The organism is Streptococcus sp. SM5, assembly GCF_027497975.1.
This window is the reverse complement of record NZ_JAJNSC010000004.1, coordinates 188,291-209,213: the sequence shown is the minus strand read 5'-3', so window position 1 is coordinate 209,213 and position 20,923 is coordinate 188,291. Positions and strand designations below refer to the sequence as shown.

The following is a 20,923-nucleotide window of genomic DNA, read 5'->3' as shown; positions in this document are numbered from 1 at the left end:
AGAGAATAAATGAGAATTGCAGATTATAGCGTGACCAAGGCAGTGCTGGAGCGTCACGGTTTTACCTTTAAAAAGTCCTTCGGACAAAATTTCTTGACCGATACCAATATCCTTCAAAAAATTGTGGATACGGCTGAAATTGATGACCAAGTCAATGTCATCGAGATTGGGCCAGGAATTGGTGCCTTGACTGAGTTTTTAGCTGAGCGTGCAGCTCAAGTCATGGCATTTGAGATTGACCACCGCTTGGTACCAATCCTGGCAGATACTCTGCGTGATTTTGACAATGTGACCGTAGTCAACGAGGATATACTAAAAGTTGACTTGGCACAACATATCCAGAATTTCAAAAATCCTGACTTACCAATCAAGGTGGTAGCCAACTTGCCTTACTATATCACGACGCCTATTCTCATGCACTTGATTGAAAGTGGCATTCCTTTTAGTGAGTTTGTGGTCATGATGCAAAAAGAAGTGGCAGATCGTATCTCTGCTCAACCAAATACCAAGGCATATGGTAGCTTGTCCATTGCAGTTCAGTATTACATGACAGCTAAGGTTGCTTTTATCGTACCTCGTACAGTCTTTGTGCCAGCACCAAATGTGGACTCAGCTATCCTGAAAATGGTACGTCGCCCAGAACCGGCTGTAGCAGTGGAAGACGAGAAATTCTTCTTTAAAGTTTCCAAGGCTAGTTTTACTCATCGTCGCAAGACCTTGTGGAACAACTTGACAGGTTACTTTGGGAAGACTGAGGAGATCAAGGATAAGCTGACCAAGGCTTTGGAGCAAGCCGGCTTGTCACCAAGTGTACGTGGTGAAGCTCTTGGTTTAGAAGAATTTGCCAGTCTAGCAGATGCGCTTAAAGGACAAGGGCTCTAAGATGCAGGGACAAATCATTAAAGCCTTGGCGGGTTTCTACTATGTGGAGAGTGATAGCAAGGTTTATCAAACACGCGCGCGTGGGAATTTTCGTAAAAAAGGCCATACGCCATATGTTGGAGATTGGGTAGATTTTTCTGCGGAGGAAAATTCCGAAGGTTATATCCTCAAGATTCACGAACGAAAAAATAGTCTGGTTCGCCCACCCATTGTCAATATTGACCAAGCTGTGGTGATCATGTCGGCCAAAGAGCCTGACTTTAATAGCAACTTATTGGATCGGTTCTTGGTTCTTTTAGAGCATAAGGGCATTCATCCTATCGTCTATATTTCCAAAATGGACTTACTAGAGGATAGCGAAGAGCTGGATTTTTACGAGAAAACCTATGGTGCTATTGGTTACGATTTTGTGACGAGTAAAGAGGAACTTTTACCCTTGTTGACAGATAAAGTTACGGTCTTCATGGGGCAGACAGGTGTTGGGAAGTCAACCCTCCTCAATAAAATCGCACCTGATCTTAATCTAGAAACAGGAGAGATCTCTGATAGTCTAGGCCGTGGTCGCCATACTACTCGAGCGGTTAGTTTTTACAATCTCAATGGTGGGAAAATCGCAGACACACCAGGTTTTTCATCGCTGGATTACGAAGTGACAACAGCAGAAGACCTGAATCAAGCCTTTCCAGAAATTGCTAGTGTCAGTCGAGACTGCAAGTTCCGTACTTGTACGCATACCCACGAACCTTCTTGCGCGGTTAAACCTGCAGTAGAAGAGGGCATCATTGCCACCTTCCGTTTTGATAACTACCTACAATTCCTCAGTGAGATTGAAAATCGTAGAGAAACCTATAAAAAAGTCAGCAAAAAAATTCCAAAATAAGGAGAAACCTATGTCTCAATACAAGATTGCTCCGTCAATTCTGGCAGCAGATTATGCCAACTTTGAACGTGAAATAAAACGCCTAGAAGCAACTGGGGCAGAATACGCCCATATCGATATCATGGATGGTCACTTTGTACCTCAGATCAGCTTTGGTGCAGGTGTAGTCGAGGCTCTTCGTCCTCATAGCAAGATGGTCTTTGACTGCCACTTAATGGTATCAAATCCTGAACATCATCTAGAAGACTTTGCGCGTGCAGGAGCAGATATCATCAGCATCCATGTGGAAGCAACACCTCATATCCACGGGGCTCTTCAAAAGATTCGTTCTCTCGGTGTTAAACCTTCGATTGTCATTAACCCAGGTACTCCTGTTGAAGCCATTAAGCACGTGCTTCACCTAGTTGACCAAGTCTTAGTGATGACGGTTAACCCTGGATTTGGCGGACAAGCTTTCCTACCTGAAACTATGGATAAGATTCGTGAGTTAGTGGCACTTCGTGAGGAGAAGGACTTGAACTTTGAAATCGAAGTTGATGGTGGGATTGATGATAAAACTATTGCTCAAGCCAAAGAAGCTGGTGCAACAGTCTTTGTAGCAGGTTCTTATGTCTTTAAGGGAGATGTCAATGAACGAGTGCAAGCTCTCAGAAAACAACTGGACTAAAGTTGCAGTTTTTGCAGGCGGAGACCGCGGTCACTATCGGACAGATTTTGACTGCTTTATCGGTGTGGATCGAGGCTCACTTTGGGTACTGGAGGAAAAACTTCCTCTTGCTCTTGCAGTTGGGGATTTTGATTCTGTGACTGTAGAAGAGCGTCAGTTGATTCAAGAACGTTCACAGTACTTTGTCCAAGCTCAGCCAGAGAAGGATGATACTGATCTGGAACTAGCACTTTTAACGATTTTTGAAAAAAATCCTCAGGCTCAGGTGACTATATTTGGTGCCCTAGGTGGTCGAATCGATCATATGTTGGCAAATGTTTTTCTACCTAGTAATCCTAAGTTGGCACCCTATATGCGCCAAATAGAGATTGAGGATGGGCAAAACTTGATTAGCTATTGCCCAGAAGGGACCAGTCAGCTAGAACCACGTTCGGACTATGATTACCTTGCATTTATGCCTGTGAGGGATAGCCAGTTGACCATTATCGGTGCTAAGTATGAACTGACAGAGGAGAATTTTTTCTTTAAGAAAGTATACGCCTCTAACGAATATATAGATAGGGAAGTTTCAGTGACTTGCCAAGATGGCTATGTGGTCGTACTGCATAGCAAGGATAGGAGGTAGGATGGAAAGTTTACTTCTTGTATTATTAATTGTGAACCTAGCCGGCCTCTTTCTCATTTGGCAGAGGCAGGACAAGCAGGAGAAATATCTGACCAAGAGTTTAGAAGATCAGGCAGACAACCTTTCAGACCAGCTAGATTATCGATTTGAGCAAGCCAGACAAGCCAGTCAGCTGGACCAAAAAAATCTAGAAGTGGCTGTTAGCGACCGTTTGCAGGAAGTGCGAATTGAATTGCACCAAGGTCTGACTCAGGTTCGACAGGAGATGAATGAGAATCTTCTCCAAACTAGAGATAAGACCGACCAACGACTCCAAGCCCTGCAGGAATCAAATGAACAACGTTTAGAGCAGATGCGTCAAACGGTCGAGGAAAAGTTAGAAAAGACCTTGCAGACGCGTTTGCAAGCCTCCTTCGAAACGGTTTCCAAACAACTGGAGTCTGTCAACCGAGGACTTGGAGAAATGCAGACTGTGGCGCGTGATGTTGGCGCTCTTAATAAAGTCTTGTCTGGTACGAAAACTAGAGGAATTCTAGGTGAATTACAACTGGGGCAGATTATTGAAGATATCATGACACCAGCCCAGTATGAAAGAGAATTTGCAACGGTTGCAAACTCTAGTGAACGTGTAGAATACGCCATCAAGTTGCCTGGACAAGGTGACCAGGAATATGTCTACCTACCGATTGATTCTAAGTTTCCACTTGCAGATTATTACCGCTTAGAAGAGGCTTATGAAGCAGGTGATAAGGATGAGATTGAGCGTTGTCGTAAATCTCTCTTAACAAGTGTTAAACGCTTTGCCAAGGATATTAAGAGCAAATACATAGCACCGCCTCGGACAACTAATTTTGGAGTTTTGTTTGTACCGACGGAAGGTCTTTACTCAGAAATTGTTCGCAATCCAATTTTCTTTGATGATTTGAGACGGGAAGAGCAGATTATCGTTGCGGGACCAAGTACCTTGTCAGCTCTTCTCAATTCCCTATCAGTTGGTTTCAAGACCCTTAATATCCAAAAGAGTGCTGACCATATTAGTAAAACTCTTGCTAGTGTTAAAACTGAGTTTGGTAAGTTCGGTGGTATTTTGGTTAAAGCGCAAAAACACCTCCAACATGCCTCGGGCAATATTGATGAATTATTAAACCGACGTACTACTGCTATCGAGCGAACTCTTCGACATATTGAATTGTCAGAAGGTGAACCTGCGCTTGATTTACTCCAGTTCCAAGAAGATGAGGAAGAATATGAAGATTAGTAACATGAAGAAAGACGAATACTTTGAAGGTTTTTACCTGATTAAGTCAGCTGATTTAAGGCAAACTCGTGCAGGAAAAAATTATTTAGCTTTCACCTTTCAAGATGATAGCGGGGAAATCGAAGGAAAACTCTGGGATGCCCAACCTCATAACGTTGAGGTCTTTACGGCAGGGAAGGTTGTTCACATGCAGGGACGTCGTGAAGTATACAATAACACTCCGCAAGTCAATCAAATTACACTGCGTTTGCCTCAGCCTGGAGAACCCATTGACCCAGCAGATTTTAAGGTGAAATCTCCAGTAGATGTAAAGGAAATCCGTGACTATATGGCACAGATGATTTTTAAAATCGAAAATCCCATCTGGCAACGAATCGTTCGTAGCCTTTATACCAAGTACGATAAGCAGTTTTATTCTTATCCAGCTGCTAAAACCAATCATCACGCCTTTGAAACAGGTTTGGCCTATCATACAGCAACTATGGTACGTTTGGCAGATGCAATAGGAGATGTTTATCCTCAACTCAATAAAAGTCTATTATATGCAGGAATCATGCTTCATGATCTAGCTAAAGTCATTGAGTTAACGGGCCCTAATCAGACAGAATATACAGTAAGAGGAAATCTTTTAGGGCATATTGCTTTGATTGACAGTGAAATTACAAAGACAGTGATGGAGTTGGGAATCGATGAAACGAAAGAAGAGGTTGTCCTCCTTCGTCATGTTATTCTTAGCCACCACGGTCTTCTTGAATATGGAAGTCCTGTTCGTCCACGTATCATGGAAGCAGAGATTATTCATATGATTGATAATCTAGATGCAAGCATGATGATGATGTCAACTGCACTAGCATTGGTTGATCAAGGAGAAATGACCAACAAGGTCTTTGCAATGGACAATCGTTCCTTCTACAAACCAAAAATAGACTAGAAACAAAAAAATGAGCTTTATTTTGACAATAAAGTTCGTTTTTTTGACTTCAGTATGTTATAATGAAAACAAGACTAAATAAAAGAACGGTGAATACGTAATGAAATTAAGAAGAAGTGACCGGATGGTTGTGATTTCCAATTATTTGATCAACAATCCTTATAAATTAACCAGCCTTAATATTTTTGCAGAAAAGTATGAATCAGCTAAATCTTCAATTTCAGAAGATATTGTCATTATTAAGCGAGCTTTTGAAGAAATTGAAATTGGTCATATCCAAACTGTGACAGGTGCAGGTGGAGGAGTTATTTTTACACCATCTATTTCTACTCAAGATTCTAAAGCAATTATTAATGAGCTACGGGAAAAGCTTTCAGAAAGCGATCGTATCCTTCCTGGTGGCTATATCTATCTATCTGACTTACTCAGCACACCGTCAATCTTGAAAAATATTGGCCGTATTATTGCGAAAAGTTTCATGGATCAAAAGATTGATGCAGTCATGACAGTTGCTACAAAAGGAGTTCCGCTTGCAAATGCAGTAGCAAATGTTCTCAACGTACCATTTGTCATTGTCCGTCGTGACTTAAAAATTACTGAGGGTTCAACTGTTAGTGTCAACTACGTATCAGGTTCTAGTGACCGTATCGAAAAAATGTTTCTTTCAAAACGTAGTCTCAAAGCAGGAAGTCGTGTCTTGATCGTCGATGACTTCTTGAAGGGTGGAGGAACCATTAACGGGATGATTAGCCTCTTGTCTGAGTTTGATTCAGAGTTGGCTGGTGTAGCTGTCTTTGCTGATAATGCACAGGAAGACCGTGAGCAACAGTTCGACTACAAGTCACTCTTGAAGGTTACCAATATTGATGTGAAGAACCAACAAATTGCTGTTGAAGTTGGAAATATCTTCGATACAGAAAAATAAGAGATAATAAGATACTAAAAGGTTGGAACTTTTGTCCCAGCCTTTCTTTGATAATGGATATGAAGGAGTTCTATGAAAATACCATTTATTAAACGTGAAGCCTTAGAAAAAATCGTTGAAGAGTTTCCAACCCCTTTCCACCTCTACGATGAAAAAGGGATTCGCGAGAAAGCACGCGCAGTTAATCAAGCTTTTTCTTGGAATAAAGGATTTAAAGAATACTTCGCAGTAAAAGCAACCCCAACTCCAGCCATCTTAAAAATTTTGAAAGAAGAAGGATGTGGAGTGGATTGCTCTAGCTATGTAGAGCTTTTGATGAGTCACAAGCTTGGGTTTACAGGCCCAAACATGATGTTCTCATCCAATAACACTCCTGATCAAGAGTACGCCTATGCCCATGAATTGGGAGCTACCATTAACTTGGATGCCTTCGAAGATATTGAGCATTTAGAGCGAGCTACAGGAATTCCTGAAATTATCTCTTGCCGCTATAATCCCGGTGGAGTATTTGAACTAGGAACAGATATTATGGATAATCCTGGTGAAGCTAAGTTTGGGATGACCAAGGAGCAACTCTTTGAAGCCCTTGTTATTCTGAAAGAAAAGGGAGCAAAAACCTTTGGGATTCATTCTTTTCTTGCTTCAAATACAGTGACCCACCTCTATTATCCAGAATTGGCACGCCAACTCTTTGAGTTAGCCGTAGAAATTAAGGATAAATTGGGTATTTCACTAGACTTTATCAATCTTTCGGGTGGTATAGGGGTCAACTATCGCCCAGACCAAGAGCCTAATGACATTGATTTAATTGGTGAGGGAGTTCGTCAGGTTTATGAAGAAGTCCTTACACCAGCAGGTCTTGGTCAAGTTAAGATTTTTACAGAACTAGGACGCTTTATGTTGGCACCTCATGGAATTCTAGTTACAAAAGTAACTCATAAAAAGAAAACCTACCGTACCTATCTAGGGGTAGATGCGTCAGCTGTCAATCTTATGAGACCAGCTATGTATGGTGCTTATCACCATATTACTAATATGATGAATCCTGACGGTAAAGCTGAAGTCGTTGATGTTGTTGGTTCACTATGTGAAAACAACGACAAGTTTGCGATTAATCGTGAAATACCTCAAACAGAAATTGGCGATCTGTTGGTTATTCATGATACAGGTGCGCATGGATTTTCTATGGGTTACCAGTACAATGCTAAACTACGCTCAGCTGAAATCCTCTACACAGAGGATGGTGGTGCACGGCTAATCCGTAGAGCAGAGCGACCTGAGGACTATTTTGCAACCTTATATGGCTTTGATTTTGACAAGAATGAATAGAGTTTTTGAAAATCGTGAAAGTTGAAAGAAAAAAATAGCTTGTTTTCTAAAAAGTAAACAAAAATTCTTGTTTTTCCTTTTAGTCGTGATATAATAAAGCTATAAAACGGTTTCAAGAAAGGGAACGATATGAGTGAAGAAACAATTGATTATGGACAAGTGACAGGGATGGTACACTCAACAGAGAGTTTTGGTTCTGTTGATGGACCGGGTATTCGTTTTATTGTGTTTCTTCAGGGCTGTCAAATGCGTTGCCAGTACTGTCATAACCCAGATACATGGGCTATGGAAACCAATAAGTCTCGTGAACGAACAGTGGATGATGTTTTAGAAGAAGCTCTTCGTTATCGGGGTTTCTGGGGCAAAAAGGGTGGTATTACAGTCAGCGGTGGAGAAGCTCTACTTCAAATTGATTTTTTGATTGCCCTCTTTACAAAGGCAAAAGAAAAAGGTATACACTGTACCCTTGATACCTGTGCTCTTCCATTCCGTAATAAACCACGGTATCTTGAAAAATTCAATAAGCTTATGGATGTGACAGATTTGGTTCTTCTTGACATCAAGGAAATCAATGAGGAGCAACATAAGATTGTAACTAGTCAGACCAATAAAAATATCTTGGCTTGTGCTCAATATCTATCAGATATTGGTAAACCTGTTTGGATTCGTCACGTACTAGTGCCTGGATTGACAGACCGTGATGAAGATTTGATTGAACTTGGTAAGTTCGTAAAAACTCTTAAAAACGTTGATAAGTTTGAAATCTTACCTTACCACACCATGGGAGAGTTCAAATGGCGTGAACTTGGGATTCCGTATTCACTTGAAGGGGTTAAACCTCCGACAGCAGAACGTGTGAAGAATGCTAAGGAATTGATGGATACAGAAAGCTATCAAGATTACATGAAACGTGTACATGGATAAAAAGAAGCCTGATGGGAACATCGGGCTTTTGTTGTATTAAAAAAGCTTAGCTAGAATGCTAAGCCTTTTATTTTTTATCTAGAATGTTGTTTTCCAGAATTGCGTTTTTTGTTTTTCTTCTTGTTAGAAGTTGTGATAGCAGTTGTTGACTCAGGAGTCACGTCCTTTCGACTAGCTGAACTAGTGCTAGCCTTAGGTGGGTTTTTAGCGTATTCTTCACGGACTTTTTTACGAAGTTTTGGACGAACAATGTAGTTAATAATGAATTGTTGAAGAATCATCATGAAACCACCGACAACCCAGTATAGAGTTACACTGGCTGGTGAGAAGATTGAGAACATGACGATCATCATCGGACTCATGTAAATCATCTTCTTGATTTGTTCTCTTTGAGTTTCGTCTTCAACCCCATGAAGAGAAAGAAGTGACTGAAGATAGTAGAGAACACCTGCGAAGGCCACTAAAATCCAACTTGGTGATCCAAGTTCAATTCCTAGGAAGTTAGCTTCAGCAACTCCTTCTGTATGTTGAGCTGCAAAGTAGATAGCTGAGAAGAACGGCATTTGAAGCAAGAGTGGGAAACATCCTACTCCGCCAAACATGCTGATACCGTGCTCTTTTTGAGCGGCGAAGAGAGCTTGTTGGGCTTCGAGTTTTTCTTCTTGTGTTTCTGCTTCCTTGAGTCGAGTTTGGTGTGGTTCAAGGACATGTTTGAGAGCGTTCATCTTTTCAGAATGAAGCGTTGCTTTCCAAGATTGATAGATACCAAGCGGTAAAATAATCAAGCGGACAATAATGGTCACGATGATGATTCCTAGACCAAAACCAAGCCCCTGGTCGTTAGCGAAGTACTTGATGGCTTCAGCCATAGGTGCTCCGATTGTATTCCAAATCAATCCTGTAGGTTGTCCTGTTGCTTTATCAACCTGTACACAACCTGTCAAGACTAATAGCATAGCCATTCCCATAGCTGAAATGGCAAAACGTTTTACTAATTTCACTATTTTTTATTCCTTATCTAAAAATTATACCTTTCTATTCTACTGTTTTTTTTGAAAATATACAATAGTTCTAGAGACCTAATTTGCGACTTTGAAATCCGGATAGGAAGGGAAATTGCTCAGTTGCACATCTAGGTAGGTTACTTTTGAGAAGGGAGTTGGTCCTTTTCTGATTTCTTGGATAAATTTGGCCATAATGGTTGAAGACTCTGCTTGAGCAAGGATTTCAACAGTTCCGTCATCATTGTTCCAAACACGTCCAGTGATTCCGCCTAATTCTAAAGCAAGACTATAGACACCCCAGCGAAAACCGACTCCTTGGACTCGTCCTTGAGCAATCATTTTCACCTTTTGCATACCAAACCTCCTTGAGTGTGTTATAATATATCTATGACTATTATAACCTCTAAAGCCAATTCTGTGGTGAAAAAGGCTAAGAAATTACATCAAAAAAAATATCGAAAAAATAGTTACCTAATAGAAGGTTGGCATTTGTTTGAGGAGGCTGTTCAAGCAGGTGCCACCATTGAAACAATATTTGCTTTGATTGAGCATGGTGAAATATTAGGAACTTATCCTCAGACTGTCTTTGTGTCGGAAGAAATCTTGCTTGATTTAGCAGATTCGCAAACTCCTCAGGGCATCGTTGCCATAGTAAAAAAGGAGGAGGAACAAGTGCCGGACCTGACCTCTGGAAAATATCTTTTCTTGGAAGACGTGCAGGATCCTGGAAATGTTGGCACGATGATTCGGACGGCAGATGCAGCAGGTTTTTCTGGAGTTATCGTTTCAAGTAAGTCAGCTGATATTTATAGTTTAAAAACACTTCGTTCAATGCAAGGTAGTCATTTCCATTTGCCGATTTATCGCATGCCTGTTGAAACATTTGTTGAAGAGGCAAAAAAGACTGCCCTACCGATACTAGCAACTAGCCTATCTCAAAATTCTAAAGATTATCGTGAGCTGGTTCGGCTAGAGAATTTTGCCTTGGTTATGGGAAATGAAGGTCAAGGAATTAGTCCGTTCATGACGGAGCAAGCTGACCAACTGGTTCACATAAGCATGAAAGGGCAGGCGGAAAGTCTAAATGTCGCTATTGCGGCAGGTATACTCATGTTTTATTTGAGTTAAAATAGTTAATTTTTGTTATAATCAGTAAAAAGATTTTAAAAGGAGAAGTAATATGAATCAAACAATTATTCAAGAACATTCTGGTTTGAATCAATTCTATGCAAAAGTCTATGCTTTTGTAGGAGTTGGAATTGCCTTATCTGCTCTTGTTTCAGCCTTGATGCTAACAACCTTCCAAGATGTTTTAGTTCAGTTGATGCTGAATGCTCGAATTTGGTTAATTGTGACAGGTGTGGTGGAAGTTGCCCTTGTCATTGCAGCCAGTAATATGGCTTATAAGAATAGCCCAGCAGCCCTTCCTATTTTCCTCATTTATTCTGTAATAAATGGTTTTTCACTTAGTTTTATTGTGTCGCTCTACCTTCCTGGAACAGTATTGACAGCTTTTATTTCTAGTGCGGCTCTCTTCTTTGTAATGGCTATCGTAGGAGTTGTTATTAAAAAAGATTTGAGTGGACTGGGGCGAGCTTTGATTGCAGCCTTAATCGGACTCATTCTTGCCATGATTGTTAATATCTTCTTGAATAGTGGTCTATTTGACTATATCATTAGTATTGTCATGGTTCTTGTCTTTTCAGGTTTGATTGCTTGGGATAACCAAAAAATTCGTTATGTTTACGAAGAGTCAGATGGTCAGGTAGCTACAGGCTGGGCAATTTCTTTAGCACTTAGCCTCTACCTCGACTTTATCAACCTCTTCCTTAGCTTCCTACGTATCTTTGGAAGAGACGATTAATACTTTTAGAGCTCAAATGAGCTCTTTTTTATTTTTTGCTTTCAATTTTACTGTCAAAAGGGTATAATCATCTTATTATTCAGAAGGAGAGATGTATGAAGAAAAGTTTTATCCTCCAACAAGAGGAAATATCATTTGTAAAAAACACCTTTACCCAGTATTTAAAAGATAAATTAGAAGTGGTTGAAGTACAAGGCCCAATATTGAGTAAGGTTGGTGATGGGATGCAGGACAACCTTTCAGGTATTGAAAATCCAGTTTCAGTTAAGGTTTTGCAGATTCCTAATGAAACTTATGAGGTAGTCCATTCACTTGCCAAATGGAAACGTCATACCTTGGCTCGTTTTGGTTTTGGCGAAGGAGAGGGTCTCTTTGTTCATATGAAGGCTCTTCGCCCAGACGAAGATTCACTAGATGCGACTCACTCGGTTTATGTTGACCAGTGGGACTGGGAAAAGGTCATTCCTAATGGGCATCGCAACCTAGCTTATCTTAAAGAAACAGTTGAAAAGATTTATAAGGCTATTCGCCTGACGGAACTTGCAGTGGAAGCTCGTTATGATATTGAGTCAATTCTGCCTAAGCAAATTACTTTTATCCATACTGAGGAACTTGTAGAGCGTTACCCAGACTTAACACCTAAAGAACGTGAAAATGCTATTTGTAAAGAGTTTGGCGCAGTCTTCCTAATTGGTATCGGTGGAGAATTGTCTGATGGGAAACCTCATGACGGACGTGCACCTGACTATGACGATTGGACAACTGAGTCTGAAAATGGCTATAAGGGTCTGAATGGAGATATCCTTGTTTGGAATGATAACCTAAGTGCGGCTTTTGAATTATCTTCAATGGGAATTCGTGTCGATGAAGATACTCTCCGTCGTCAAGTAGCTATCACGGGAGATGAAGAACGCTTAAATCTTGAGTGGCATAGAGCACTTTTGAATGGTCTCTTCCCTCTGACAATCGGTGGAGGGATAGGTCAATCTCGTATGGCGATGTTCCTGCTACGTAAGAAGCATATCGGTGAAGTCCAAACCAGTGTTTGGCCTCAAGAAGTCAGAGATACTTATGAAAATATTCTCTAAGGAATCGAACCACAAGGTTCGGTTTTTTCTTTTTTGCAAGAATTTGGTATAATATAATTTATGAAAATTGTATCAGGAATCTACGGAGGACGTCCTCTAAAGACGCTTGATGGAAAAACGACCAGACCTACTTCTGATAAGGTTAGGGGAGCAATTTTTAATATGATTGGTCCCTACTTTGAAGGGGGACGTGTATTAGACCTCTATGCAGGGAGTGGTGGTTTATCTATTGAAGCAGTTTCAAGAGGCATGTCAAGTGCGGTATTAGTGGAGAAAGATCGAAGAGCTCAAAGTATTGTGACAGAGAACATCCAGATGACCAAGGAAACTTCTAAGTTTCAGTTATTGAAAATGGAAGCTGAACGGGCTTTGGAACAAGTGGAAGGTGTCTTTGATCTCATCTTTTTGGACCCTCCCTATGCAAAGGAACAGATCGTTTCCGACATTGAAAAAATGGCCGAGAGAAATCTTTTGGCAGATGATGTCATGGTGGTCTGTGAAACAGATAAATCGGTAGAGCTTCCAGAAGAAATCGCCTGTGTGGGTATCTGGAAAGAAAAAATATATGGTATTAGTAAGGTGACGGTTTATGTCAGATAAGATTGGGCTATTCACAGGTTCTTTTGATCCAATTACCAATGGACATTTGGAACTAATTGAGCGTGCTAGTATATTGTTTGATAAATTGTATGTAGGGATTTTTTATAACCCGCATAAAACAGGTTTTTTGTCGATAGAAAGTCGAAAGAAATCTGTCGAAAAAGCAGTAGCGCATTTGGAAAATATTGAAGTGTTGGCATCTCACGACGAATTAGTTGTTGATGTTGCTAGAAGACTGGGTGTCCATGTTCTTGTTCGTGGATTACGTAACGCTGCAGACTTACAATATGAAGCAAGCTTTGATTATTACAATCATCAGTTGGCAAGAGAAATTGAGACAGTCTACCTCCACAGTCGACTAGAACACTTATATCTCAGTTCTTCAGCGGTAAGGGAATTACTAAAATTTAATCGAGATATTAGTGAGTATGTGCCAGATGCTGTCTTAGAGGAGTTAAAAAATGAAGAAAAAAACTAGATGGCCCATATACCTGATTATAGGTTTGGTGATGACTTTTCTTGCATTCACGGTGCCACTTCCATACTATATAGAGGTTCCGGGGACATCAGAAGATATCCGACGTATTTTGCAAGTAGATGATAAATTAGATAGTGAACCAGGATCCTACCAATTTGTGACAGTTGGAGTTCAAAGAGCTAGATTAGCTCACTTGATTTATGCTTGGTTGACGCCTTTCACAGATATCCATAGCGCCAAAGAAATGACGGGTGGTTCATCAGACGCAGAATTTGTCCGTATTAATCAATTTTACATGGAAACTTCTCAGAATATGGCAAAATACCAGGGACTAAAGACTGCTGGTAAAAAGATAGAGCTCAATTATTTGGGTGTCTACGTTTTAACCGTAACGGATAATTCAACCTTTAAGGGGATTCTCAATATTGCAGATACAGTAACAGCAGTTAATGATAAAACTTTTGAGAGTTCCAAAGAAATGGTTGAGTATGTCAACTCTCAAAATCTAGGAGATAAGGTTAAGGTCACCTATGAAGAAGACGGACAGATCAAATCTGCAGAGGGAAAAATTATTACGTTAGAAAACGGAAAAAATGGAATCGGAATAGGATTGATTGACCGTACAGAAGTAACGAGTGATGTACCTATTCAGTTTTCAACAGCAGGAATCGGTGGACCTAGTGCAGGATTGATGTTTAGTTTATCGATTTATACACAAATTGCTGAGCCAACTCTTCGTAACGGCCGTATCGTCGCAGGTACAGGAAGTATCGACAGGGATGGAAATGTCGGTGATATTGGTGGGATTGATAAAAAGGTTGTTGCTGCTTCTAAAAAAGGGGCTACAGTATTCTTTGCTCCAAATAATCCAGTCACTGAAGAGACTAAAAAAGCTAATCCTTATGCTAAAAACAACTATGATACAGCTTTAGAAGCTGCTGAAATGATTAAGACAGATATGAAGATTGTTCCAGTAAAAACACTTCAGGATGCGATAGACTATCTGAAAAACAATCCTTAAAAAGATAGTTAGTCCATAAACTAGCATAGAGCAAAAGAAGATGGTATAATAAGCCGATGATTCAATTATTTTTTACCCTTAGTAGTCATATGTTCTTTATTTACCTCGTCTTTCAACTTTTGAAGGATTTAGTCAAATGGGATCAGATTTTGAAGGTAACAAAGGCAAATGCGGGAAAAGTTCGATTCTTAGTAGCATTGATTAGTTTAGGACTAGGCTATCTTATTAGCTCCTTTTTCCTAAGTCTATTCCAACTATGGCGAGAAGCGATTCGAACACTACTCTAAAATTGTAAGCAAAGGAAAATATTTTATGGAAAAAATTGTAGTCCAAGGTGGGGATAATCGCCTGGTAGGAAGTGTCACCATTGAGGGTGCAAAAAATGCAGTCTTACCCTTACTTGCTGCAACTGTTTTAGCAAGTGAAGGAAAAACTGTCTTAAAAAATGTCCCTATCTTATCAGATGTGTTTACCATGAATCAGGTAGTTCGTGGCCTGCATGCTCAGGTTGATTTCGATCAGGATGCTCATATTGTCGAAGTTGATGCGACAGGTGATATCACAGAAGAAGCGCCATATAAGTATGTGAGCAAGATGCGTGCCTCTATTGTAGTTTTAGGACCAATTTTAGCACGCATGGGGCATGCAAAGGTTTCTATGCCTGGTGGCTGTACGATTGGTAGTCGTCCAATCGACCTTCACCTAAAGGGACTAGAAGCAATGGGCGCTCAGATTACTCAAACTGCTGGTTATATCGAGGCTAAGGCAGAACGCTTGCAGGGGGCCCATATTTATATGGACTTTCCTAGTGTTGGGGCAACTCAAAACTTGATGATGGCGGCTACTCTTGCTAATGGTGTAACTGTCCTTGAAAATGCTGCGCGTGAGCCAGAGATTGTGGATTTGGCTGTTCTACTAAATAAAATGGGTGCGAAGGTTAAGGGTGCTGGTACAGAAACGATTACCATCACTGGTGTTGAGAAGCTACACGGTGCTATACATAATGTTGTACAGGATCGTATTGAAGCGGGAACCTTCATGGTGGCAGCTGCTATGACTGGTGGAGACGTCTTAATCCAAGATGCGATTTGGGAACATAACCGTCCCTTGATTGCTAAGTTATTGGAAATGGGTGTTGAAGTAATCGATGAAGATGAAGGGATTCGTATCCGTTCTCAACGCGAGAAACTGAAAGCAGTTCATGTTAAGACCTTGCCACATCCAGGATTTCCTACGGACATGCAGGCTCAATTTACTGCTCTTATGACGGTTGCTCAAGGAGAATCAACTATGGTTGAGACAGTCTTTGAGAATCGTTTCCAACATCTAGAGGAGATGCGTCGGATGGGCTTACACTCAGAAATTATCCGTGATACTGCTCGTATCATTGGTGGTCAACGTCTCCAAGGTGCTGAAGTTCTATCAACAGACTTACGAGCTAGTGCGGCTTTGATTTTAACTGGCCTAGTTGCTGAAGGTGAAACTGTTGTTGGTAAACTTGTCCATTTGGATAGAGGTTACTATCGTTTCCATGAAAAATTGGCTCAGCTAGGAGCTAAGATTGAACGGGTAAGTGTGGAAGCAGATGAAGATGAATAAGCAAGTCACATATGTATTACATCGCTTTTTGTTGGTGATTATAGTGCTTCTAATAGGTGTTTTAGCGCTTGGTATTGGTTTAATGATTGGCTATGGTATCTTAGGCAAAGGACAAGATCCATGGGCTATTTTGGCACCAGCAAAATGGCAAGAACTCATAACAAAATTTACAGGAAAATAGGCTGGGAGACCAGTCTTTTTCTAGGAAATTAAGGAGACACAATGGAAAAAAATACAAGACAGGCTCTAGTTGGTTTACTAATATTTCTGCTCTTGTCTGCAGGAAGTTACTACATCAAAGAGATGCAGGATTCCAATTCTGCGCCTCAGACGCAAGTAAAACAGAAGTCACAATCGTCGGATGCCCCAAGTAGGGAACTAGCGGAAAGCATTCTGACAGATTCGGTTAAGAAACAAATAAAAGGTTCAATTGAATGGAACGGAGCAGGGGCTTTTATCATCAATGGCAATAAAACGAATCTAGATGCAAAGGTCTCAAGTCAACCCTATGCTGATAACAAAACCAAGACTGTGGGTGGTGAGATAGTTCCAACAGTAGCTAATGCCCTAATGTCTAAGGCAACAAGGCAGTATAAGGACCGTGAAGAAACCGGAAATGGTTCGACATCATGGACGCCAGCAGGATGGCATCAGGTTAAAAATTTAAAAGGGAACTACAATCATGCGGTTGATAGAGGTCATTTGCTGGGCTATGCCTTAATCGGAGGTCTCGAGGGTTTTGATGCCTCTACAAGTAATCCTAAAAACATTGCTGTTCAGACAGCCTGGGCCAATCAAGCTCGTGCAGAAGATTCTACTGGTCAAAACTACTATGAGAGTTTGGTCCGTAAGGCCTTGGACCAAAATAAACGTGTTCGTTACCGTGTTACTCTTCTCTATGCGACAGATAAGGACTTGGTTCCATCAGCATCACAAATTGAAGCCAAATCTTCTGATGGAGAATTAGAGTTTAATGTAGTTGTACCAAATGTACAGACAGGTATCAAACTAGATTATCGTACAGGTGAAGTTACGGTAACAAAAGATAAATAGATAAATGCCCCTATCTTGTTAGATGGGGGCATTTATTTTTGAAATCATAAAATAATGTGTAGAAGAGGAAAAATATGGTATAATAGTGTCAATTATACTATTTAGGAGAAGGTAAAATGGAAGACCCGAGCAGTCAGGATTTGTTACTGCAATGTTTACTATTAGTCGTATTAACTCTTTTCAACGCTTTTTTCTCTGCAACAGAGATGGCTATGGTATCACTCAGTCGTTCTCGTGTTGAGCAAAAAGCAGAAGAGGGAGATAAACGCTATATCCGTTTGTTAAAAGTACTTGAAAACCCTAATCACTTTTTATCGACTATTCAAGTTGGTATCACCTTAATCACTATCTTATCTGGGGCGCAATTGGCTGATACACTTGGACAAGAGATTGCTTCATGGATTGGAAATAGTGAGACAGCGAGAGCAGTGTCTTCTTTCTTGTCGCTAGCTTTCTTGACTTATATTTCGATTGTCTTTGGGGAACTTTACCCAAAACGTATTGCTCTAAATCTGAAAGATGCTTTAGCAATTCGCTCTGTCCCAATTATTATTGGACTAGGTAAGATCGTTAGTCCCTTCGTTTGGTTATTATCTGCTTCAACTAATTTACTAAGTCGTTTGACTCCTATGAGTTTTGATGATGCAGATGAAAAGATGACTCGTGATGAAATTGAGTATATGTTAACCAATAGTGAAGAAACTTTGGATGCTGATGAAATTGAGATGTTACAAGGGATTTTCTCACTAGACGAGTTGCTGGCTCGTGAAGTGATGGTCCCTCGAACAGATGCATTTATGGTAGATATCCAAGATGACACTCAGACCATTATCGAAAGTATCTTAAAACAAAACTTTTCTCGAATTCCTGTTTATGACGGTGATAAGGACAATGTCATTGGTTTGATTCATACAAAGAGTCTCCTTAAAGAAGCCTTTGCCAGTGGGTTCGATAATATCGTCTGGAAGCGAATCTTACAAGATCCGCTCTTTGTGCCTGAAACTATCTTTATAAATGATTTGTTAAAAGAATTTCGTAATACACAAAGACAGATGGCTATTCTCCTTGATGAGTATGGTGGTATGGCTGGTTTAGTTACTCTTGAGGACTTACTTGAAGAGATTGTTGGTGAGATAGATGATGAAACTGACCGTGCTGAAGTATACGTTCATACTATCGGTGAAAATACCTATATCGTCCAAGGAACAATGAATTTGAATGACTTCAATGATTACTTTGATGTTGAACTTGAGAGTGATGATGTAGATACCATTGCGGGTTACTATTTAACTGGAGTAGGTACTATCCCAACAAGTGAAAAACTCAGCTACGAATTGGAAAGCTCAAACAAACACATCACATTGACCAATGACAAAGTAAAAAATGGTCGTGTAACCAAGGTTAAGGTTCACATTGTAGAACTCGAACCAGAAGAAGAAACTGATTAACAGAAAAGCTTTACTAGTTTTAGGCTAGTAAAGCTTTTTCCAATTTTTAAAAAGAAAAAGACTCCATTTGGAGTCTTTTTATATAAAGGCGGTAGACGGATTTGAACCGACGATCAAGCTTTTGCAGAGCCGTGCCTTACCACTTGGCTATACCGCCTTAACTTTTAATATTATACCTTGAAAACTTCCTTACGTCAATACTTTCTTTTCTGAAAAGTGATAATTCAATGTTTCAAAAAAATGCGACAAAATATTCTGAAAATTCGTTTACTTTTTTAAGAATCTGTGATATAATAATCATTATCATATAATTTTTATCAAAGGAGTTAGATAATATGAAAAAAAGTCGGATTTTTGCTCTAGCAGGCGTTGCTTTAGTTGCAGCTGGAGTTCTTGCTGCATGTGGTTCATCAAAGTCATCTAATGATGCAGAGGCTCCAAAAGCTTACGGTTATACATATACCGCTGATCCAGAAACTTTGGATTATCTTATCTCAGGTAAACAAAGTACAAAAGTGGCTACTTCAAATGGTATTGATGGCCTATTTACAAATGATAAGTATGGGAACCTTACACCAGCAGTTGCAGAAGACTGGTCTGTATCAAAAGATGGTTTAACTTATACTTACAAGATTCGTAAGGGAGTAAAATGGTTCACATCTGATGGTGAAGAGTACGCAGAAGTAACTGCTAAAGACTTCGTAAATGGTTTGAAACACGCGGCTGACAATAAATCAGCAGCGATGTACTTAGCTGAAAATTCAGTTAAAGGTCTTGCTGATTATGTAGCTGGAAACAATAAAGATTTTGCTTCAGTTGGTGTCAAAGCAGTTGATGATTACACTCTTGAATATACTTTGAACAAACCTGAGCCATACTGGAATACTAAAATGGCTTACTCAATTTTCTGGCCTTTGAACGAAGAATTTGAAAAATCAAAAGGAGCTGACTTTGGTAAAGCAACTGACCCTACTTCATTGCTTTATAATGGTCCATTCTTGCTTAGAGGTTTGACTGCTAAGTCATCTATCGAATTTGTGAAGAATGAAAACTATTGGGATAAAGATAATGTTCATTTGGATACTGTAACTCTTGCTTACTACGATGGTTCAGACCAAGAGTCACTTGAACGTAACTTTACAAGTGGAGCTTACAGCTATGCTCGTCTTTTCCCAACCAGCTCAAACTTCTCAAAAGTTGAAGAAACATACAAAGACAATATCTACTACAATCCACAAGGTCCTGGTATCGCTGGTTTGGGTGTCAATATTGACCGTCAATCATACAAATACACTTCAAAAACTACTGACGAAGAAAAAACTGCTACTAAGAAAGCCCTTCTTAACAAAGATTTCCGTCAAGCTTTGAACTTTGCATTTGACCGTACTGCATACTCTGCTCAACTTAATGGTGAAAAGGGAGCTCCTCTTGCTGTTCGTAACCTTTTTGTAAAACCAGAGTTTGTGTCTGCTAACGGTAAATCATTTGGTGATATGGTAACTGAAAAAGTTGCTACTTATGGTGATGAGTGGAAAAATGTAAACCTTGCTGATGGTCAAGATGGACTCTTCAATGCTGAAAAAGCTAAAGCTGAATTGGCTAAAGCGAAAACTGCTCTTGAAGCAGAAGGTGTGAAATTCCCTATCCATATTGACATTCCAGTAGACCAAACATCTAAAGGTTACATTGCTCGTATCCAGTCATTCAAGCAATCAGTTGAAACTACACTTGGAACTGAAAATGTAGTGATTGATATCCAACAAATCACTACAGACGAACTACACAATATCACATACTACGCAGCTAACGCAGCTGCAGAGGATTGGGACCTTTCAGGTGCAGTTGGATGGAACCCTGACTATGAAGACCCATCAACTTACCTAGATATCTTGAAAACAACTAATAGCGAAACAACTAAGTCTTATATGGGATATGACAACCCATCTAGCCCAGCAGTTGCTCAAGTTGGTTTGAAAGAATATGATAAATTAGTTGACGAAGCTGGAAATGAAACAAGCGACCTAGCAGTTCGTTATGAAAAATACGCAGCAGCTCAAGCTTGGTTGACAGATAGCTCACTCTTCCTTCCTGCAATGGCATCTTCAGGAGCAGCTCCTATTATCTCTCGTGTTGTTCCATTCTCAGCATCTTATACTCAATCTGGTGATAAAGGTTCAGATGTTTACTTCAAATATCTTAAATTGCAAGCTAACACTGTAACTGCTAAAGAGTACAAAGAAGCTCGTGAAAAATGGCTCAAAGAAAAAGCTGAATCAAACGAAAAAGCTCAAAAAGAATTAGCGAGCCACGTGAAATAAATAATGCTCATCAGAACTTTCTCTCCAAA

Annotated in this window: 23 protein-coding genes and 1 tRNA gene; 21 read left to right on the top strand and 3 right to left on the bottom strand. The window is 40.0% G+C overall.

What is annotated here, in order from left to right; genetic code table 11:
* The first annotated feature begins 9 nt into the window (after nucleotides 1-9).
* From rsmA to pflA, 9 genes are all read left to right on the top strand, one after another.
* A complete protein-coding gene (gene rsmA / locus PAN07_RS04915; RefSeq protein ID WP_269797319.1) occupies nucleotides 10-882 on the top strand; it encodes a 16S rRNA (adenine(1518)-N(6)/adenine(1519)-N(6))-dimethyltransferase RsmA in 873 nt (290 codons plus the stop codon).
* A gap of 1 nt (nucleotide 883) precedes the next feature.
* Nucleotides 884-1,762 (top strand): ribosome small subunit-dependent GTPase A, encoded by an 879-nt coding sequence (gene rsgA / locus PAN07_RS04910; RefSeq protein ID WP_269797326.1) that lies wholly within the window; start codon nucleotides 884-886, stop codon nucleotides 1,760-1,762.
* Nucleotides 1,763-1,772: 10 nt separating this feature from the next.
* Entirely contained in the window at nucleotides 1,773-2,429 is a 657-nt protein-coding gene (rpe, locus tag PAN07_RS04905; RefSeq protein ID WP_269797318.1) for a ribulose-phosphate 3-epimerase, read from the top strand.
* Entirely contained in the window at nucleotides 2,392-3,054 is a 663-nt protein-coding gene (locus tag PAN07_RS04900) for a thiamine diphosphokinase (RefSeq protein ID WP_269797317.1), read from the top strand. Before rpe ends, PAN07_RS04900 begins: the two co-directional genes overlap by 38 nt.
* A gap of 1 nt (nucleotide 3,055) precedes the next feature.
* Nucleotides 3,056-4,312, top strand: a complete 1,257-nt coding sequence (locus tag PAN07_RS04895; RefSeq protein WP_269797316.1) for a DNA recombination protein RmuC — start codon at nucleotides 3,056-3,058, stop codon at nucleotides 4,310-4,312.
* Nucleotides 4,302-5,243 carry a 3'-5' exoribonuclease YhaM family protein gene (locus PAN07_RS04890; RefSeq protein WP_269797315.1) on the top strand — a complete coding sequence of 314 codons (942 nt, stop codon included), beginning with the start codon at nucleotides 4,302-4,304 and terminating at the stop codon, nucleotides 5,241-5,243. The genes PAN07_RS04895 and PAN07_RS04890 overlap by 11 nt, the downstream gene beginning before the upstream one ends.
* A 100-nt stretch (nucleotides 5,244-5,343) precedes the next feature.
* Nucleotides 5,344-6,168 (top strand): pur operon repressor, encoded by an 825-nt coding sequence (purR, locus tag PAN07_RS04885; protein WP_269797314.1) that lies wholly within the window; start codon nucleotides 5,344-5,346, stop codon nucleotides 6,166-6,168.
* Nucleotides 6,169-6,240: 72 nt separating this feature from the next.
* Complete coding sequence (locus tag PAN07_RS04880) at nucleotides 6,241-7,497, top strand: diaminopimelate decarboxylase (RefSeq protein ID WP_269797313.1); 1,257 nt, start codon at nucleotides 6,241-6,243, stop codon at nucleotides 7,495-7,497.
* A 129-nt stretch (nucleotides 7,498-7,626) separates the two neighbouring features.
* Complete coding sequence (gene pflA, locus PAN07_RS04875) at nucleotides 7,627-8,421, top strand: pyruvate formate-lyase-activating protein (RefSeq protein ID WP_075566184.1); 795 nt, start codon at nucleotides 7,627-7,629, stop codon at nucleotides 8,419-8,421.
* Between the two features lie 74 nt (nucleotides 8,422-8,495).
* Here pflA and yidC read toward each other — a convergent pair whose 3' ends face one another.
* Entirely contained in the window at nucleotides 8,496-9,422 is a 927-nt protein-coding gene (gene yidC, locus PAN07_RS04870) for a membrane protein insertase YidC (protein ID WP_269797312.1), read from the bottom strand.
* Between the two features lie 78 nt (nucleotides 9,423-9,500).
* Entirely contained in the window at nucleotides 9,501-9,779 is a 279-nt protein-coding gene (locus tag PAN07_RS04865; protein WP_269797311.1) for an acylphosphatase, read from the bottom strand.
* A 33-nt stretch (nucleotides 9,780-9,812) separates the two neighbouring features.
* On the opposite strand from PAN07_RS04865, the gene PAN07_RS04860 reads away from it, so the two are divergent.
* The 11 genes from PAN07_RS04860 to PAN07_RS04810 all read left to right on the top strand — a co-directional run bounded on the left by PAN07_RS04860 (nucleotide 9,813) and on the right by PAN07_RS04810 (nucleotide 18,576).
* Nucleotides 9,813-10,553: an RNA methyltransferase gene (locus tag PAN07_RS04860; protein WP_269797310.1), complete on the top strand. Its 741-nt coding sequence runs from the start codon at nucleotides 9,813-9,815 to the stop codon at nucleotides 10,551-10,553.
* 52 nt (nucleotides 10,554-10,605) lie between these two features.
* The gene (locus PAN07_RS04855) at nucleotides 10,606-11,289 is read left to right on the top strand and encodes a Bax inhibitor-1/YccA family protein (protein ID WP_269797309.1); all 684 of its coding nucleotides are present in this window, start codon (nucleotides 10,606-10,608) and stop codon (nucleotides 11,287-11,289) included.
* Between the two features lie 95 nt (nucleotides 11,290-11,384).
* Nucleotides 11,385-12,377, top strand: a complete 993-nt coding sequence (gene asnA / locus PAN07_RS04850) for an aspartate--ammonia ligase (RefSeq protein ID WP_269797308.1) — start codon at nucleotides 11,385-11,387, stop codon at nucleotides 12,375-12,377.
* A gap of 60 nt (nucleotides 12,378-12,437) precedes the next feature.
* On the top strand, nucleotides 12,438-12,977 hold the full coding sequence (gene rsmD, locus PAN07_RS04845; protein WP_269797307.1) for a 16S rRNA (guanine(966)-N(2))-methyltransferase RsmD: 540 nt from the start codon (nucleotides 12,438-12,440) through the stop codon (nucleotides 12,975-12,977).
* Nucleotides 12,967-13,455 (top strand): pantetheine-phosphate adenylyltransferase, encoded by a 489-nt coding sequence (coaD, locus tag PAN07_RS04840; protein WP_269797306.1) that lies wholly within the window; start codon nucleotides 12,967-12,969, stop codon nucleotides 13,453-13,455. The genes rsmD and coaD overlap by 11 nt, the downstream gene beginning before the upstream one ends.
* On the top strand, nucleotides 13,439-14,476 hold the full coding sequence (locus PAN07_RS04835) for a SepM family pheromone-processing serine protease (protein WP_269797305.1): 1,038 nt from the start codon (nucleotides 13,439-13,441) through the stop codon (nucleotides 14,474-14,476). Before coaD ends, PAN07_RS04835 begins: the two co-directional genes overlap by 17 nt.
* A 56-nt stretch (nucleotides 14,477-14,532) precedes the next feature.
* Nucleotides 14,533-14,763, top strand: coding sequence for a DUF1146 family protein (locus tag PAN07_RS04830; protein ID WP_269797304.1), 231 nt, complete (start codon nucleotides 14,533-14,535; stop codon nucleotides 14,761-14,763).
* 25 nt (nucleotides 14,764-14,788) lie between these two features.
* Complete coding sequence (gene murA, locus PAN07_RS04825) at nucleotides 14,789-16,075, top strand: UDP-N-acetylglucosamine 1-carboxyvinyltransferase (protein ID WP_269797303.1); 1,287 nt, start codon at nucleotides 14,789-14,791, stop codon at nucleotides 16,073-16,075.
* Nucleotides 16,068-16,256 (top strand): DNA-directed RNA polymerase subunit beta, encoded by a 189-nt coding sequence (locus tag PAN07_RS04820; RefSeq protein WP_346658446.1) that lies wholly within the window; start codon nucleotides 16,068-16,070, stop codon nucleotides 16,254-16,256. The genes murA and PAN07_RS04820 overlap by 8 nt, the downstream gene beginning before the upstream one ends.
* A 41-nt stretch (nucleotides 16,257-16,297) precedes the next feature.
* Complete coding sequence (locus PAN07_RS04815) at nucleotides 16,298-17,128, top strand: DNA/RNA non-specific endonuclease (RefSeq protein ID WP_269797301.1); 831 nt, start codon at nucleotides 16,298-16,300, stop codon at nucleotides 17,126-17,128.
* A 116-nt stretch (nucleotides 17,129-17,244) separates the two neighbouring features.
* Complete coding sequence (locus PAN07_RS04810) at nucleotides 17,245-18,576, top strand: hemolysin family protein (protein ID WP_269797300.1); 1,332 nt, start codon at nucleotides 17,245-17,247, stop codon at nucleotides 18,574-18,576.
* 86 nt (nucleotides 18,577-18,662) lie between these two features.
* On the opposite strand, the gene PAN07_RS04805 is transcribed toward PAN07_RS04810, so the two are convergent.
* A tRNA-Cys gene (locus tag PAN07_RS04805) sits at nucleotides 18,663-18,733 on the bottom strand.
* 178 nt (nucleotides 18,734-18,911) lie between these two features.
* Here PAN07_RS04805 and PAN07_RS04800 point away from each other — a divergent pair.
* Nucleotides 18,912-20,894 carry a peptide ABC transporter substrate-binding protein gene (locus PAN07_RS04800; protein ID WP_269797299.1) on the top strand — a complete coding sequence of 661 codons (1,983 nt, stop codon included), beginning with the start codon at nucleotides 18,912-18,914 and terminating at the stop codon, nucleotides 20,892-20,894.
* The last annotated feature ends 29 nt before the right edge of the window (nucleotides 20,895-20,923 follow it).

Excerpts from the sequence above, each read along its gene's own strand:
- rsmA (WP_269797319.1), top strand. The coding sequence starts at position 10 with ATGAGAATTGCAGATTATAGCGTGACCAAGGCAGTGCTGGAGCGTCAC.
- rsgA (WP_269797326.1), top strand. The coding sequence starts at position 884 with ATGCAGGGACAAATCATTAAAGCCTTGGCGGGTTTCTACTATGTGGAG.
- rpe (WP_269797318.1), top strand. The coding sequence starts at position 1,773 with ATGTCTCAATACAAGATTGCTCCGTCAATTCTGGCAGCAGATTATGCC.
- PAN07_RS04900 (WP_269797317.1), top strand. The coding sequence starts at position 2,392 with ATGAACGAGTGCAAGCTCTCAGAAAACAACTGGACTAAAGTTGCAGTT.
- PAN07_RS04895 (WP_269797316.1), top strand. The coding sequence starts at position 3,056 with ATGGAAAGTTTACTTCTTGTATTATTAATTGTGAACCTAGCCGGCCTC.
- PAN07_RS04890 (WP_269797315.1), top strand. The coding sequence starts at position 4,302 with ATGAAGATTAGTAACATGAAGAAAGACGAATACTTTGAAGGTTTTTAC.
- purR (WP_269797314.1), top strand. The coding sequence starts at position 5,344 with ATGAAATTAAGAAGAAGTGACCGGATGGTTGTGATTTCCAATTATTTG.
- PAN07_RS04880 (WP_269797313.1), top strand. The coding sequence starts at position 6,241 with ATGAAAATACCATTTATTAAACGTGAAGCCTTAGAAAAAATCGTTGAA.
- pflA (WP_075566184.1), top strand. The coding sequence starts at position 7,627 with ATGAGTGAAGAAACAATTGATTATGGACAAGTGACAGGGATGGTACAC.
- PAN07_RS04865 (WP_269797311.1), bottom strand. The coding sequence starts at position 9,779 with ATGCAAAAGGTGAAAATGATTGCTCAAGGACGAGTCCAAGGAGTCGGT.
- PAN07_RS04860 (WP_269797310.1), top strand. The coding sequence starts at position 9,813 with ATGACTATTATAACCTCTAAAGCCAATTCTGTGGTGAAAAAGGCTAAG.
- PAN07_RS04855 (WP_269797309.1), top strand. The coding sequence starts at position 10,606 with ATGAATCAAACAATTATTCAAGAACATTCTGGTTTGAATCAATTCTAT.
- asnA (WP_269797308.1), top strand. The coding sequence starts at position 11,385 with ATGAAGAAAAGTTTTATCCTCCAACAAGAGGAAATATCATTTGTAAAA.
- rsmD (WP_269797307.1), top strand. The coding sequence starts at position 12,438 with ATGAAAATTGTATCAGGAATCTACGGAGGACGTCCTCTAAAGACGCTT.
- coaD (WP_269797306.1), top strand. The coding sequence starts at position 12,967 with ATGTCAGATAAGATTGGGCTATTCACAGGTTCTTTTGATCCAATTACC.
- PAN07_RS04835 (WP_269797305.1), top strand. The coding sequence starts at position 13,439 with ATGAAGAAAAAAACTAGATGGCCCATATACCTGATTATAGGTTTGGTG.
- PAN07_RS04830 (WP_269797304.1), top strand. The coding sequence starts at position 14,533 with ATGATTCAATTATTTTTTACCCTTAGTAGTCATATGTTCTTTATTTAC.
- murA (WP_269797303.1), top strand. The coding sequence starts at position 14,789 with ATGGAAAAAATTGTAGTCCAAGGTGGGGATAATCGCCTGGTAGGAAGT.
- PAN07_RS04820 (WP_346658446.1), top strand. The coding sequence starts at position 16,068 with ATGAATAAGCAAGTCACATATGTATTACATCGCTTTTTGTTGGTGATT.
- PAN07_RS04815 (WP_269797301.1), top strand. The coding sequence starts at position 16,298 with ATGGAAAAAAATACAAGACAGGCTCTAGTTGGTTTACTAATATTTCTG.
- PAN07_RS04810 (WP_269797300.1), top strand. The coding sequence starts at position 17,245 with ATGGAAGACCCGAGCAGTCAGGATTTGTTACTGCAATGTTTACTATTA.
- PAN07_RS04800 (WP_269797299.1), top strand. The coding sequence starts at position 18,912 with ATGAAAAAAAGTCGGATTTTTGCTCTAGCAGGCGTTGCTTTAGTTGCA.